10 protein-coding genes are annotated in these 15,678 nt (G+C 61.5%); 6 read left to right on the top strand and 4 right to left on the bottom strand.

Annotated elements, in window-relative coordinates; genetic code table 11:
• Nucleotides 1–123 precede the first annotated feature (123 nt).
• The 3 genes from NL64_RS21145 (at nucleotide 124) to NL64_RS21135 (ending at nucleotide 4,064) form a co-directional block, all read left to right on the top strand.
• Complete coding sequence (locus NL64_RS21145) at nucleotides 124–1,299, top strand: L-rhamnonate dehydratase (RefSeq protein WP_034150001.1); 1,176 nt, start codon at nucleotides 124–126, stop codon at nucleotides 1,297–1,299.
• Between the two features lie 52 nt (nucleotides 1,300–1,351).
• Nucleotides 1,352–2,347 carry an AraD1 family protein gene (gene araD1 / locus NL64_RS21140; RefSeq protein WP_034150000.1) on the top strand — a complete coding sequence of 332 codons (996 nt, stop codon included), beginning with the start codon at nucleotides 1,352–1,354 and terminating at the stop codon, nucleotides 2,345–2,347.
• A gap of 136 nt (nucleotides 2,348–2,483) precedes the next feature.
• Nucleotides 2,484–4,064 (top strand): aldehyde dehydrogenase (NADP(+)), encoded by a 1,581-nt coding sequence (locus tag NL64_RS21135; protein ID WP_034149999.1) that lies wholly within the window; start codon nucleotides 2,484–2,486, stop codon nucleotides 4,062–4,064.
• A 129-nt stretch (nucleotides 4,065–4,193) separates the two neighbouring features.
• Here NL64_RS21135 and NL64_RS21130 read toward each other — a convergent pair whose 3' ends face one another.
• Nucleotides 4,194–5,102: a DMT family transporter gene (locus tag NL64_RS21130; protein ID WP_034149998.1), complete on the bottom strand. Its 909-nt coding sequence runs from the start codon at nucleotides 5,100–5,102 to the stop codon at nucleotides 4,194–4,196.
• Between the two features lie 157 nt (nucleotides 5,103–5,259).
• Here NL64_RS21130 and aceK point away from each other — a divergent pair, with 157 nt between their 5' ends.
• The 3 genes from aceK to NL64_RS21115 all read left to right on the top strand — a co-directional run bounded on the left by aceK (nucleotide 5,260) and on the right by NL64_RS21115 (nucleotide 12,658).
• A complete protein-coding gene (gene aceK / locus NL64_RS21125; protein WP_034149997.1) occupies nucleotides 5,260–6,978 on the top strand; it encodes a bifunctional isocitrate dehydrogenase kinase/phosphatase in 1,719 nt (572 codons plus the stop codon).
• Between the two features lie 306 nt (nucleotides 6,979–7,284).
• A complete protein-coding gene (hrpA, locus tag NL64_RS21120) occupies nucleotides 7,285–11,196 on the top strand; it encodes an ATP-dependent RNA helicase HrpA (RefSeq protein ID WP_034149996.1) in 3,912 nt (1,303 codons plus the stop codon).
• 340 nt (nucleotides 11,197–11,536) lie between these two features.
• Nucleotides 11,537–12,658, top strand: coding sequence for a beta-ketoacyl-ACP synthase III (locus tag NL64_RS21115; RefSeq protein ID WP_034149995.1), 1,122 nt, complete (start codon nucleotides 11,537–11,539; stop codon nucleotides 12,656–12,658).
• Nucleotides 12,659–12,788: 130 nt separating this feature from the next.
• On the opposite strand, the gene xopAW is transcribed toward NL64_RS21115, so the two are convergent.
• From xopAW to NL64_RS21100, 3 genes are all read right to left on the bottom strand, one after another.
• Complete coding sequence (gene xopAW / locus NL64_RS21110) at nucleotides 12,789–13,634, bottom strand: EF-hand domain-containing protein (RefSeq protein WP_034149994.1); 846 nt, start codon at nucleotides 13,632–13,634, stop codon at nucleotides 12,789–12,791.
• A 186-nt stretch (nucleotides 13,635–13,820) separates the two neighbouring features.
• Nucleotides 13,821–14,870 carry a sensor histidine kinase gene (locus NL64_RS21105; RefSeq protein WP_034149993.1) on the bottom strand — a complete coding sequence of 350 codons (1,050 nt, stop codon included), beginning with the start codon at nucleotides 14,868–14,870 and terminating at the stop codon, nucleotides 13,821–13,823.
• Entirely contained in the window at nucleotides 14,870–15,628 is a 759-nt protein-coding gene (locus NL64_RS21100; protein ID WP_034149992.1) for a response regulator, read from the bottom strand. Before NL64_RS21100 ends, NL64_RS21105 begins: the two co-directional genes overlap by 1 nt.
• Between the last annotated feature and the right edge of the window lie 50 nt (nucleotides 15,629–15,678).

Below are 15,678 nucleotides of genomic sequence, written 5' to 3'. Positions count from 1 at the left end.
TATCCGCAGCCCCTTGGCGCTGGCTAAAGTCGCTCCATCGAATGCCTGGAACCGGTCACCCGAGCGGCTCCGCGCAGCGACACAACAATGACAAGAAGCCGGCAGCGCAAGGAAACTGTATTCATGAAAATCAAAGCGATCCGTACCCGCGTATTCGAGTGGAAAGGCAAAGTCGTTCCACCTCAAGCGCACTTCTGCACCAACGCCAGCGACATCCTCTTCGAACGCGGCGACGCCATGGGCTCGTTCCGTTTCCACGGCTGGCTGGTGGTGGAAGTCGAGACCGACACTGGCCTCGTCGGCATCGGTAACTGCGCCCTGGCACCCCGTGTCGCCAAGGAAATCATCGACACCTACCTGGCGCCGATCGCCATTGGCGAAGACCCGTTCGACAACGAATACATCTGGCAGAAAATGTACCGCCAGAGCCACGCCTGGGGCCGTAAAGGCATCGGCATGGCGGCGATCTCGGCGATCGACATTGCGATCTGGGACATCATGGGCAAAGCGGTGAACAAGCCCGTCTTCAAACTGCTTGGCGGTCGCACCAAGGAAAAGATCTGGACCTACGCCTCCAAACTCTACGCCAACGACAACCTCGACCTGTTCCTCGAAGAAGCCCAGGGCTATCTGAACCAAGGCTTCACCGCGCTGAAAATGCGTTTCGGCTACGGCCCGAAAGACGGCCCGGCCGGCATGCGCAAGAACATCGAACAAGTGCGTGCCCTGCGTAATTTGGCCGGCCCTGACGTCGACATCATGCTCGAATGCTACATGGGCTGGACCCTGGAATACGCCCGTCGCATGTTGCCGAAACTGGCCGAATTCGAACCACGCTGGCTCGAAGAACCGGTGATCGCCGACGACATCGAGGGCTACATCGAACTGAAAAAAATGGGGATCATGCCGATCTCCGGCGGCGAGCACGAATTCACTTCCTACGGTTTCAAGGACCTGCTGGAACGCCGCGCCATCGACGTGATCCAGTACGACACCAACCGCGTCGGCGGTATCACCGCCGCACGCAAGATCAACGCCATGGCCGAGGCCTGGTCGGTGCCGGTGATCCCCCACGCCGGGCAGATGCACAACTATCACCTGACCATGTCCACCACTGCTTCGCCGATGGCCGAGTTCTTCCCGGTGTTCGACGTCGAAGTCGGCAACGAACTCTTCTACTACGTGTTCAAGGGCGAGCCGCAACCGGTCAACGGCTACATCCAGCTCGACGACAACAAGCCGGGCCTGGGCCTGGAAATCTCCGATGAATACTTGAGTGACTTCAACATCATCGAGTGACCTTGAGGCGCCGCAAATCTGCGGCGCCGTCCATGACTTTCCGGAGGCCGACATGCGCCTGATTCAATTCGAAAACACTGCCGGTGAACGCCAGGTCGGGCTCGTCGACGGGGCACAGGTCCAAGTGCTCCAGCGCACCCGCACCACCCGTGAACTGGCCCTCGCGGCGATCCGCGGCAAACGCAGCCTGCAAGAAGAAGTCGCTTCGCGCGGCATCGAGCCGGGCCCGGATTACGCGCAGCTGTTGCAGCTGGGCAAAGTCCTGCCACCGCTGGACCACGAAGACCCGGCCCATTGCCTGATCAGCGGCACCGGCCTGACCCATCTGGGCAGCGCCTCGGCGCGGGACAAAATGCACCAGCAGGAAGGCGCCGCCGAAACGGGCATGACCGACACCATGCGCATTTTCAAATGGGGACTGGAGGGCGGCAAGCCAGCAGCGGGGCAGGTCGGTGCGCAACCGGAGTGGTTCTACAAGGGCGACGGCAGCATCGTCGTGCGTCCGGGCGCGGATTTCCCGGTGCCGCCGTTTGCCGAAGATGCCGGTGAAGAACCGGAGCTGACCGGGCTCTATGTGATTGGCGACGACGGCCAGCCGTATCGGGTCGGTTATGCACTGGGCAACGAGTTCTCCGACCATGTCATGGAGCGCCGCAATTACCTGTACCTGGCGCATTCGAAACTGCGCTATTGCTCGTACGGTCCGGAACTGCGCGTGGGTGAGTTGCCCAAGCACCTGGTCGGCACCAGTCGCATCAAGCGCAACGGCGAAACGATCTGGGAGAAAGAGTTTCTCAGCGGCGAAGACAACATGTGCCACAGCCTCGCCAACCTCGAATTCCACCACTTCAAGTACGCACAGTTTTTGCGCCCCGGCGATGTCCACGTGCATTACTTCGGCACCGCCACGCTGTCGTTTGCCGATGGCGTGAAAACCCAGCCGGGGGATCGTTTCCAGATCAGCCTCGATGAGTTCGGTGCGCCACTGGTCAATGGCATTGGCGAAAGTGCCCAGCCGTTGCCAATCGGTCACGTGCGCGCCCTCTGACCCCGAATCGGGATTGTCGACGTACCTGTGGGAGCTGGCTTGCCAGCGATTGGCCTTCCAGCCTTGTGCCTTCCTTGTGGACGCCATCGCCAGCAAGCCGGCTCCTACAGGGTCTGCCATTGATCAAGGAATTCGCATGACCATTCTTCTCGGACACAACTACATCGGCGGCCGCCGCAGCGCCAACGGCACCTTGCAGTTGCAAAGCCTCGATGCGACCACCGGCGAGCCCTTGCCCGGCACATTTTTCCAGGCATCTGAAAGTGAAGTGGATGCCGCCGCCAAAGCCGCCGCTGCGGCGTACCCGGTCTACCGCAACCTGAGCGCGGAAAAACGCGCAAAATTCCTCGACGCCATCGCCGATGAAATCGACGCTCTTGGCGATGACTTCGTTGCCACCGTTTGCCGTGAAACCGCGTTGCCGGCCGGGCGTATCCAGGGTGAACGCGGTCGCACCAGCGGCCAGTTGCGGCTGTTCGCCAAGGTCCTGCGTCGCGGTGATTTCTACGGTGCGCGCATCGACCGCGCGTTGCCGGACCGCCAGCCATTGCCACGCCCGGACCTGCGTCAGTACCGCATTGCGTTGGGGCCAGTCGCGGTGTTCGGCGCCAGCAATTTCCCGTTGGCGTTTTCCACTGCGGGCGGTGATACCGCTTCGGCATTGGCCGCCGGTTGCCCGGTGGTGTTCAAGGCCCACAGCGGGCACATGGCAACCGCCGAGTGGGTGGCGGACGCGATCATCCGCGCCGCCGAACGTACGGAAATGCCGGCCGGGGTGTTCAACATGATTTATGGCGGTGGCGTCGGTGAGTGGCTGGTCAAGCATCCGGCGATCCAGGCTGTGGGCTTCACCGGATCGCTCAAGGGCGGCAATGCCTTGAGCCACATGGCCGCCACGCGGCCGCAGCCGATTCCGGTGTTCGCCGAGATGTCGAGCATCAACCCGGTGTTCCTGTTGCCGGAAGCGCTGGCAGTGCGCGGCGAGCAGATCGCCGCGCAACTGGCCGGCTCGGTGACGCTGGGCTGTGGTCAGTTCTGCACCAATCCGGGCCTGGTCATCGGCCTGCGTTCGCCGCAGTTCAGCCTGTTTCTGGAAACCTTCTGCGTCAGCATGAACCAGCAACCGCCGCAGACCATGCTCAATGCCGGCGCGCTCGCCAGTTACAGCCGAGGCCTTGGCGAGTTGCATGAACATCCGGGGCTGACGCATCTGGCGGGTAAACCGCAGCAGGGCAATCAGGCGCAACCGCAGGTGTTCCAGGCCGATGTCAGCCTGCTGCTCAAGGGCGATGAATTGCTTCAGGAAGAAGTGTTCGGGCCGACCACCATCGTCATCGAAGTCGAGGATCGAGCGCAGCTCGCGGCGGCGCTGCATGGCCTTCGTGGGCAACTGACGGCGACGCTGATTGGCGAGCCTGACGAGTTGCTGGAGTACCGTTGGCTGGCGGAGGTGCTGCAGGAAAAGGTCGGGCGGATTCTGCTCAACGGCTATCCGACCGGAGTCGAGGTGTGCGAGGCGATGGTGCATGGCGGACCGTATCCGGCGACCTCGGATTCGCGGGGAACGTCGGTCGGTACGCTGGCCATTGATCGTTTTCTGCGGCCGGTGTGCTTCCAGAATTACCCGGATGCGTTGTTGCCCGAGGCATTGCAGGATGGAAATCCGCTGGGGATTCGGCGGTTGGTGGATGGGGAGGTGAGTCAGTCAGCCTTGTAGCGCCCGGATCACCCCATCGCTGGCAGGCCAGCTCCCACAGGTTTGGCGTGGTGCACGGAAATAGTGTCCGACGCCAATCCCTGTGGGAGCTGGCCTGCCAGCGATGGGGCCTTTAGCGCCACCACGCATCTATTTGGCTGTTACCTCAGCCACCTTCACCAACGCCGGCTTCAACACCAGCCACAACGCCACGGCAATCAGCACGCCACCATAGATATGCGCCATCGACAGCGGCTCATCCAGAAACAGCGCCCCCCACAACACGCCGAACAGCGGGATCAGGAAGGTCGTGGTCATCGATTTCACCGGGCCAACCGAGCTCAGGAGGCGGAAGTAAATGATGTACGCAAACGCCGTGCAGCCCAGACCCAGCCCCAGCAACGACAGCCAGACACTCCAACCACCCCAGCTCGCTGGTGGTTGGCTGATCACGCTGTAGCCGAACAGCGGCAGCAAGAACAACGTCGCGCCGAGCATGCTGCCCAGTGCCGACAAACGGCTGTCGAGACCACCGGCCTGATCGAGCCAGCGGCGGGCCAGAAATCCCGCAAATCCGTAGCACGTGGTCGCGAGCAGGCAGGCGACGGCACCCATCAGCAGCTCCATATCGAACGCCACCGGACCGGCACGGGTCAGCACACCCACGCCGAACAGCCCGAGGAACACGCCGCCGAGCTTGGCGCCGGTGAGGCGTTCATGGAAAAACAGGCCGCCGATCAGCACGCCCATCAAGGGTGTGGTGGCATTGAATATCGACGAATAACCGGCGGGCAGCACCTGCGCGGCCACCGAATACAGCGTCGCCGGAATCCCGGAGTTGATTACCCCGAGCAACATCACGGTCTTGAGTTTGCCCTTGAAATCCCAGCTGATGCGCATCAGCCCCAGAATCACCAGCAGTCCGGCAGCGGCGATCGATACCCGGAAAAAAGCGGTAGGAATGCTGCCAATTACCGGCGCAATGATGCGCATGAACAGGAAACTCGCACCCCAAATGGCCGCCAGCGACAGTAAACGGAATAAATCGACGGGGTTCACAGCGTGTTCCTTCCTTGTTGGGGCCGAGAGTGTTGCCGAGCCCCTGATCGATGGCAACCGAAAACCGAGCAATTAATTCAGCTCGAAAATTACACTTCTCCTGCACCCGCTTCACTGGCTAAGCTCAGGGCTCACGAATTCCCGCAGAGGTCTCACCATGCCGCAGCAATGGCCAGCCGCCGACATCGCCCGCTTGATCCTCGATGGCTTTGACGATTACCGCGAGCATTTCCGCCAGATCACCGACGGTGCCCGGGCCCGTTTCGAGAAGGCTTTGTGGCAGGAGACGCAATCGGCGTCGGCGGCGCGGATCAACCTCTACGAAGAAAAAGTCAGCGAAACCGTGGAGCGACTGCGCACAGCGTTTGACGCCGACACGCTGGACGTCAGTTGCTGGCCGCTGGTGAAAAACGCCTACATCAGCCTGATCGACCTGCGCTTCGACGATGAACTGTCCGAGACCTGGTACAACTCGATTTTCTGCGGGCTGTTCAGCCATGACCTGATCAGCGACGGCTGCATGTTCATCCACACCACCCGGCCGAGCCTGCGCCGGGCCCGCGCCGCGCAAACCCGCACGTATAAACCGCAGGGCCAGTTGTCCAGCATGCTGGCGAGCATTTTTGCCGATTACCGTTTCAGCGAGGAATTCGCCGACCTGCCCGGCGACCTGCGCCGCCTCGAAGCGCAACTGCGTGAGAACCTGCCGGACTGGGTGTGCAAGGATCCGGAGCTGAGCGTCGAACTGTTTTCCTCGGTGCTCTACCGCAACAAAGGCGCGTATCTGGTGGGGCGCATCTACACCGCCGATGAACAATGGCCGCTGGCGATTCCGCTGCTGCATCGCGAAGGCCATGGCATCCAGATTGATGCGCTGATCACCGACGAGGCGGACGTGTCGATCATCTTCTCGTTCACCCGTTCGTATTTCATGGTGGATGTGCCGGTGCCGGCGGAGTTCATCGGCTTCCTCAAGCGCATCCTGCCGGGCAAGCACATCGCCGAGCTGTACACCTCGATTGGTTTCTACAAACACGGCAAGTCCGAGTTCTACCGGGCGCTGATCAATCACCTGGCCAACACCGACGACCAGTTCATCATGGCCCCCGGCGTGCGCGGCATGGTCATGAGCGTGTTCACCCTGCCGGGGTTCAACACCGTATTCAAAATCATCAAGGACCGTTTCTCGCCGTCGAAAAACGTCGACCGCGCCACGGTGATCGAGAAGTATCGCTTGGTGAAAAGCGTCGACCGCGTCGGGCGCATGGCCGATACCCAGGAGTTCGCCGACTTCCGTTTCCCGCTGAGCAAGTTCGACCCGGCGTGCCTGGAAGAACTGCTGGAAGTCGCGCAGTCCACGGTGTCGGTAGAAGGCGACACCGTGCTGATCCGCCACTGCTGGACCGAGCGCCGCATGACGCCGCTGAACCTGTACCTGGAAAACGCCAACGAGGCGCAGGTCCGCGAAGCGCTGGAAGACTATGGCCTCGCGATCAAGCAACTGGCGGCGGCCAACATTTTTCCCGGCGACATGCTGCTGAAGAACTTCGGCGTGACCCGTCACGGTCGGGTGGTGTTCTACGACTACGACGAGATCTGCTTTCTTACCGAGGCCAACTTTCGCCACATCCCGGAGCCGCGTACGCCGGAAGACGAGATGGCGTCGGAACCGTGGTATTCGATCGGGCCGCTGGATGTGTTTCCTGAAGAGTTTCCGCCGTTCCTGTTTGCCGACTCAGGGCAGCGCAAGTTGTTCGAGCAGTTGCATGGCGAGCTGTACAACGCCGACTACTGGAAAAGCCTTCAGGACGCGATTCGCGCCGGCAAAGTAATCGACGTGTTCCCGTATCGCCGCAAAGGCCTGGATAACGAATAACGCAACAACCCCCTGTAGGAGCCGGCTTGCTGGCGATAGCGGTCTCACGGACGCCATCGCCGGCAAGCCGGGGCTCTTAGAGTGAACACCCTGTGGCGAGGGAGCTTGCTCCCGCTGGGTTGCGAAGCGACCCCAAAACAATCCACCGCGCAGTTTCAGGTAATTCGCGGTGACCGTATTGCGGCTGCTTCGCAACCGAGCGGGAGCAAGCTCCCTCGCCACAAAAGCAGGTTGCATTCGTCGCGAGTGAGCCAAATCTGCGACAATCGCCCCTCTGCGCCACTAGACGACTGAATTGCGTACCCGATGACCGACGAATCGCCCTCCATCGACAAACTGCTGAAAAACCTTGATCACGCCATGCTCGCCGACCGCCACCGGCTGCGGCGGCAGTTGCTTGAGCTGCGCAAGAAACCCGACGAGGCCAAGCTGGCCCAGTGGGTGGCGCGCATGCAGGCGTCCTGTGATCAGGTGCTGGCCCGCCGCGCCAGCCTGCCGGTGATTCGATACGACGACAGCCTGCCAATCGCCGCCAAGCGCGACGAAATCAAAGAGGCGCTGCTCAAGCATCAGGTGCTGATCATCGCCGGCGAAACCGGCTCGGGTAAAACCACCCAGTTGCCGAAGATCTGCCTGGAAATCGGTCGCGGTCAGCACGGTTTGATCGGCCATACCCAACCGCGCCGAATCGCTGCGCGCAGCGTCGCCGCCCGGGTCGCCGAAGAACTCGGCACGCCATTGGGCGCGCTGGTCGGCTATCAAGTGCGGTTCGAGGATCAAAGCGATTCCAACACCCTGATCAAACTGATGACCGACGGCATCCTGCTGGCGGAAACCCAGAACGACCGCTACCTGGAACGCTACGACACGATCATCGTCGACGAAGCCCACGAACGCAGCCTCAACATCGACTTCCTGCTTGGTTACCTGAAAACCCTGCTGCCGCGCCGTCCGGACCTGAAAGTCATCATCACCTCGGCAACCATCGACCTGGAGCGTTTTTCCAAGCACTTCGACGATGCGCCGATTGTCGAAGTCTCCGGCCGCACCTTCCCGGTGGACACCTGGTATCGCCCGCTGACCCTGGAGCAGGACGAAGAGGGCAACCGCGTCGAGGACGATTTGACCGTGGATCAGGCGATTCTCGCCACCCTCGACGAAATCGCCGCTTACGAGCGCAGCGAGCGCCGCAGTCCCGGTGACGTGCTGGTGTTTTTGCCGGGCGAGCGCGAGATTCGCGACGCAGCCGACATGCTGCGCAAAGCGCAACTCAAGCACACCGAAATCTTGCCGCTGTACGCGCGCCTGTCGCCGGCCGAGCAACAGCGGATTTTCCAGTCGCACCCTGGCCGCCGCGTAGTGCTGGCGACCAACGTCGCGGAAACCTCGCTGACCGTGCCGGGCATTCGCTACGTGATCGACAGCGGCACCGCACGCATCAGCCGCTACAGCTACCGCGCCAAGGTCCAGCGCCTGCCCATCGAAGCGATTTCCCAGGCCAGCGCCAACCAGCGTAAAGGCCGATGCGGTCGGGTCGAGCCGGGTATCTGCGTGCGCCTGTACAGCGAAGAAGATTTCCTTGGACGGCCGGAATTTACTGATCCGGAGATCCTGCGGACCAACCTCGCGGCAGTTATTTTGCAGATGCTGCATCTGCGCCTCGGTGAGGTCACCGCGTTCCCGTTTATCGAGCCGCCGGATGGCAAGGCCATCAGCGACGGCTACAACCTGCTGCAAGAACTTTCGGCGGTGGACCGCAACAGCCAGCTGACCCCGCTCGGTCGCCAATTGGCGCGGCTGCCGGTGGACCCGCGCATGGGCCGCATGTTGCTGGAAGCGGCCAAGCTTGGCAGCTTGCAGGAAGTGCTGATCGTCGCCAGCGCCATGTCGATTCAGGACCCACGCGAGCGTCCACCGGAGCGTCAGCAAGCGGCGGATCAGGCGCATGCCCAGTGGAAAGACGTCGACTCGGACTTCGCCGGGCTGGTCAATCTGTGGCGCGGTTTCGAAGAGCAGCGTCAGGCATTGACCGCCAGTCCACTGCGTAATTGGTGCCGCAAGAATTTCCTGAATTACCTGCGCCTGCGTGAGTGGCGCGATTCCCATCGTCAATTGAGCCTGATCTGCCGCGACATGCAGCTGAGCCTCAACAAAGAACCGGCGGATTATCCGAAGCTGCACAAAGCGGTGCTCGTCGGGTTGCTGAGTCAGATCGGCCAGAAAACCGAAGATGGCGACTACCTTGGCGCCCGTCAGCGGCGCTTCTGGATTCATCCGTCGTCGGGCATTGGCAAGAAGCGCCCACAATGGCTGATGACTGCCGAACTGGTGGAAACCACCAAGCTCTACGCGCGGATGGTGGCGAAGATCGATGCCGACTGGATCGAACCGCTGGCCGGGCACCTGATCAAGAAAAACCACTTCGAACCCCATTGGGAGAAGAAGCGTGGCCAGGTCGTGGCCTTCGAGCAGATCACCCTGTTCGGCTTGATCGTGGTCGGTCGCCGGCCGGTGCATTACGGCCCGGTCGACCCGGTGGTGTCCCGCGAACTGTTCATCCGCGAAGCGCTGGTGCGTGGCGAAATCCAGTCCAAAGCCAAGTGCCTGACCGCCAACAAGCAATTGCTGGAACAACTCGACGAACTGGAAGCCAAGGCCCGCCGTCGCGACATTTTGGCCGACGAAGAAACCCTGTACGCCTTCTACGATGCACGCCTGCCGGCAGAGATTCACCAAACGGCGACTTTTGACAGCTGGTATCGGATCAACAGTCAGAAAGACCCGCAGCTGCTGATCATGCGCGAGGAAGACGTGCTGGCCCGTGAGGCCAGTGAAGTCACCGCCCAGCATTATCCGGACACCCTGCACATCGGCGATCTGGAATTGGCCCTGAGCTACCACTTCGAACCGAACCATCCGCGTGATGGCGTGACGTTGCGCGTGCCGGCACCGCTGTTGCCGATGCTGCCGCCGGAGCGTCTGGAATGGCTGGTGCCGGGTGTCATTGAAGCCAAGTGCATTGCCCTGGTGCGTAACCTGCCCAAGGCTCTGCGCAAGAGCTTCGTGCCGGTGCCGGACTTCGTCAAAGCTGCATTGCAACGCATGACCTTCGCCGAGGGCTCGTTGCCTCAGGCGTTGGGTCGCGAGTTGCTGCGCATGACCGGTGCCCGCGTCAGCGACGAAGCCTGGAGCGAGGCAGCGCAGCAGGTTGAAAGCCATCTGCGGATGAACCTGGAAATCGTCGACGCCCAAGGCAAGTTCCTCGGCGAAGGTCGCGATCTGGCCGAGCTGACCGCGCGTTTTGCCGAGGCGAGCCAGGCTGCGTTGGCCGTGCCGCAAACCGCGAAAAGTCAGCAACCGGTCGAGCCAAAAGTGTTTGCTGCCGTGGCCGAGAGAACCCAGCAGAAGATCGCCGGGCTGTCGATGACGGTGTATCCGGCGCTGGTGGAAGAGGCGGGTACGGTCAAGGAAGGGCGCTTCTCGACGCCGGCCGAAGCCGAATTCCAGCATCGTCGCGCCTTGCAGCGTTTGTTGATGCAGCAACTGGCGGAACCGGCGAAGTTCCTGCGCGGCAAGTTGCCGGGCCTGACCGAACTCGGCCTGCTGTATCGCGACCTCGGGCGCGTGGATGCGCTGGTGGAAGACATTCTGCTGGCCAGCCTCGACAGCTGCATCCTCGACGGCGAAGACCCGTTGCCCCGCGATGGCGCCGCATTGGCGTCCCTGGCCGAACGCAAGCGCGGCGCCTGGACCGAGCACGCCGAGCGTCTGGCGAAGCTGACTTTGGACATCCTCAAGCTCTGGCACGGTTTGCAGAAACGCTTCAAGGGCAAGATCGATCTGGCGCAAGCCGTGGCCTTGAACGACATCAAGCAGCAGCTCAGTCATCTGGTGTACCCGGGGTTTGTCCGGGAAACGCCGATGCAATGGCTCAAGGAGTTGCCGCGTTATCTGAAAGCGGTCGAGCAGCGTTTCGAGAAAATTGGCGCTCAGGTGCAGCGGGATCGGGTCTGGGCCGGCGAACTGTCTGGCCTGTGGACGCAATACCAGACCCGCGCCAACAAGCACGCCCAGGAAGGCAAACGCGATCCGCAACTGGAGCTGTATCGCTGGTGGCTGGAGGAATACCGGGTGTCGCTGTTCGCCCAGCAGTTGGGCACCAAAGTGCCGATCTCCGACAAGCGTCTGAACAAGCAGTGGACCCAGGTCGAGCCGTGATCCCGACTCCTTCGCGACTCCCATGACCCACTGGGATTTACTGTGGGAGCTGCCGGAGGCTGCGATCTTTTGATCTTTGTTTTTAAAATCAAAAGATCGCAGCCTGCGGCAGCTCCTACAGGGTGAGCGGTGTTTCACCCAGCAATAAGGGGCCAAAATCTCGCGTTTATGGCAAACTTCGCGCCTATAAACGCCGGCCCCGCGGTTTTGAGCCTCTCAGGGTTCGGGCGGTACGGAATAAAGCGATGCCAGGTTGGCTTTCCCGTCACGGGAACGAACCCTTTGTGTATTGGTACGTCGGTGCCAATGCTTTCTGCCTGAACAGATTAGAGACACGACCATGCATAACGTCGTCATCAGCGGCACCGGCCTGTACACCCCGGCCAACAGCATCTCCAACGAAGAGCTGGTGCAGTCTTTCAATACGTATGTGGCGCAATTCAACGCCGATAACGCCGACGCCATCGCACGCGGTGAAGTCGAAGCGTTGACCGAGTCCAGCGCAGCGTTCATCGAAAAAGCCTCTGGCATCAAGAGCCGTTTTGTCATGGACAAGGACGGCATCCTCGACCCGCAACGCATGGCGCCACGCCTGCCGGAGCGTTCGAACGACGAATGGTCGGTGTTGTGCCAGATGGCGATCGGCGCGGCTGAGCAAGCCCTGCAACGCGCCGGCAAGACCGCAGCGGACATCGACGGCGTGATCGTCGCTTGCTCCAACCTGCAACGCGCCTACCCGGCCATTGCCATCGAAGTTCAGGAAGCGCTGGGCATCCAGGGTTTCGGTTTTGACATGAACGTGGCGTGTTCCTCGGCGACCTTCGGCATCCAGACCGCCGCCAACAGCATCCAGCTGGGCCAGGCCCGGGCGATTTTGATGGTCAACCCGGAAGTCTGCACCGGTCACCTGAACTTCCGCGACCGTGACAGCCACTTCATCTTCGGCGACGCCGCGACTGCGGTGATCATCGAACGTGCCGAGCTGGCGACGTCCCAGTACCAGTTCGACATCGTCAGCACCAAGCTGCTGACCAAGTTCTCCAACAACATCCGTAACAACTTTGGCTTCCTCAACCGCGCGGCGGAAGAGGGCATCGGTGCCAAGGACAAACTGTTCGTCCAGGAAGGCCGCAAGGTATTCCGCGATGTGTGCCCGATGGTGGCCGAACTGGTCGCGACGCACCTGGAAGAGAACCAGCTCAACGTCAGCGACGTGAAGCGCTTCTGGCTGCACCAGGCCAACCTCAGCATGAACCACCTGATCGTCAAGAAACTGCTGGGTCGCGACGCCACCGAACAGGAAGCACCGGTGATTCTCGACACCTACGCCAACACCAGCTCCGCCGGTTCCGTGATTGCCTTTCACAAGAATCAGGACGATCTGCCCGCCGGTTCGTTGGCGGTGCTCAGCTCGTTCGGCGCCGGTTACTCGATTGGTAGCGTGATTCTGCGCAAGCGCTGAGTTAGCGGCCCAGCCGAAAACCTGTGGGAGCTAGCCTGCTGGCGATAGCGGTGTGTCATTCAACATTAAAGTTGGTTGACCCACCGCTATCACCAGCACGCTAGCTCCCACATTTGTTTCAGGTGGAACTTCAGGTCGCTTCGTTCAAGTACTTGCCCACGCTCGCCACGTTGTCGAGCGAATACTGCTTGCTCAGGTTGGCGATCATTTTCTTCAGGGCTTCGCTGGTGGTTGACTGAGCGGTGGCGCTGTCGATGTTTTGCTCCCGCCCGGCTTGCAGGGCAGCTTTGAGTTCATCGCTGCTGACACCGCCGCTGCTGTCGCTATCGAGTACCTTGAGCAAGGCCGCGCTGGTGTCGGTGCTGGTCGATGAATCGCCCGACTGTAATGCGCTGGTCAGTTCGGTGGCGCTGACGCTGCCGTCACTGTCGGCGTCGAAGCTGCTGAACAGTTCGTCGCTGGACGCCTGCTGTGGCGGAGGCGGTGGGGGCGCAAGGCTGGCGGCGAGTTCGTCCTTGCTGATGGTGCCGTCTTCATTCTTGTCCAGTGCCGAGAAGACTTCACTGGTGTCGGCGCTGCTGCCAGCACTGGTCAGGCCGCTGCTCAGCTCATCGCTGCTGATGGCGCCGTCGCCATCGGCGTCCAGGGCACTGATCAATGCGTCAGCCAGTTCGGTGTCCGGCGCCTCGTCCCGTGGCGGCGGTGGCGGGGAAGCCATCGCAGCCATCTCTTCGCTGCTCAGGTCGCCACTGTCGTCGCTGTCCAGGTCGGCGAAGTTCTTGCTCAGGCTGACCAGCAGGCCGTCATCGCTCTTCTGCGACAACGCACTCTTGAGTTCATCCTGATCCACCGAACCATCGGTGTTGGTATCCAGTTTGGCGAGCAGCTCTTTTTGGAACTGTTGCGAGCGGGCGCTGCTGGTTGAGGTGCTACTGGTGCCGGTATAGCTCGTGTAGTTGCTGACGCTACCAATCATTGGGCTCACTCCTTGGAATGGAAAACCGGTTGGTGCACCGGCTTATGCAGCCTCAAGGGGCAAGTTGTCGTGGGTATGTGGGGTTTGTACCGTTCGGTACACAGAAAAAAGATCGCAGCCTGCGGCAGCTCCTACAGGGGATCGCATTTCCATGTAGGAGCTGCCGCAGGCTGCGATCTTTTTACGTCAGGAGCGCGGCAGGCGAATAACCGCCGTCAACCCGCCCCCCGGGGTTTCTTCCAGGCTCAATTGTCCGTCCATTCGCTCTGCCGCCTCGCGGGCGATGGTCATGCCCAAACCGACGCCACCGGAGTTGCGATTGCGCGAACCCTCCAGGCGAAAGAACGGTTCAAACACCGCTTCACGCTGTTCCTCCGCAATCCCCGGGCCATGGTCGATCACTCGAATAATCAACTGCTCGCGATGGTCTTCAATGGTAATCAGCGCCTGCCCGGCATAGCGCAGAGCGTTATCCAGCAAGTTGTTGACGCAGGATCGCAACGCCATCGGCTGTACTTGCAGCGGCGCGCAATGACCGCTGGCCTGGACGTCGGCACCCTGGTCCTGGGCGTTTTCGCTCAAGGATTCAACCAGCGCCTGCACGTCCATCAACTGCGGTTGCTCGCTGGTGCGCTGCTCGTGCAGGTAGGTGAGGGTGGCGTCGAGCATGCTGATCATGTCGTCCAGATCCTGACGCATCTGGCCTTGCAACTTGTCGTCTTCGATCTGCTCCAGCCGCAACTTGAGCCGCGACAGCGGCGTGCGCAGGTCATGGGACACCGCGCCGAGCATCCGCGAGCGCTGCTGCACTTGCTCGATGATCCGGCGTTGCATCTTGTTGAAGGTGTGCGCCGCTTGCCGCGCCTCCCGTGGACCGGACTCTTCCAGCGGTGGACTGTCGAGGTTCTCGCTCAGGCGTTCAGCGGCGTCACTCAGGCGCTGGATCGGCCGGCTCAGCAGTTTGGCCCCGTACCAGGCAGCGATGATCAGCGAGATCAATTGAAAGGTCAGCGGCACCATCGGCCCGCCAAACCACGGCCGTGGCGGACGATTTTCGAAACGCGGATCGGTTGTCGGGCGTTGTCCGTCGAAGTTTTCGGAAAACTCCGGCGGCGGGGGAGGCGGTGGCGGGCCGTAATAGTGAAACCAGGCAAAGGCCAGCAGGTGCGCCAGGATAATCGCCACCAACAACACGCCAAACAGGCGGCCGAACAGCGTATCGAAGCGCCCGCGCATCAGCCGATGTCTCGGGCGTCGAACAGGTAACCTTCACCGCGCACAGTTTTGATCAACTGCGGGGCTTTCGGGTCATCGCCCAGTTTTTGCCGCAGGCGCGAGACCAGCAGGTCGATGCTGCGATCAAAGGCTTCGATCGAACGACCGCGAGCGGCATCCAGCAACTGTTCGCGACTCAGCACCCGGCGTGGACGTTCGATGAACACCCACAACAGGCGGAACTCGGCGTTGGACAGCGGCACCACCAGACCATCGGCGGCAATCAACTGGCGCAGCACGCTGTTCAGGCGCCAGTTGTCGAAACGGATGTTCGCCCGCTGTTCACTGCGATCGTCGCGCACCCGGCGCAGGATGGTCTGGATGCGCGCGACCAGTTCACGTGGCTCGAATGGCTTGGCCATGTAGTCGTCGGCACCCAGTTCCAGGCCGATGATCCGGTCGGTGGGTTCGCAACGGGCGGTGAGCATCAGGATCGGGATGTCCGACTCGGCGCGCAGCCAACGGCACAGCGACAACCCGTCTTCGCCGGGCAGCATCAGGTCGAGCACCACCACATCGAAATGCTCGGCTTGCAGGGCCAGGCGCATGGCGGCGCCATCGGTGACGCCGCTGGCGTGAATGTTGAAGCGGGCCAGGTAATCGATCATCAGTTCACGGATCGGGACGTCATCGTCGACGATCAGGGCGCGAATGCTCCAGCGTTTGTCGTCGCCGGGCGCTTTTTGATCGTCATTCACAGGAGCGAGGGTGTTGTGCATGCGTGCGTTCATCTGCCAGGTAGGCTGCCAACCACAAAGATAGGCTGCGA

It is taken from the genome of Pseudomonas fluorescens (genome assembly GCF_000802965.1).
GTDB classification, from domain to species: Bacteria; Pseudomonadota; Gammaproteobacteria; order Pseudomonadales; family Pseudomonadaceae; genus Aquipseudomonas; species Aquipseudomonas fluorescens_A.
This window is presented reverse-complemented; position numbering and strand designations above follow the sequence as displayed.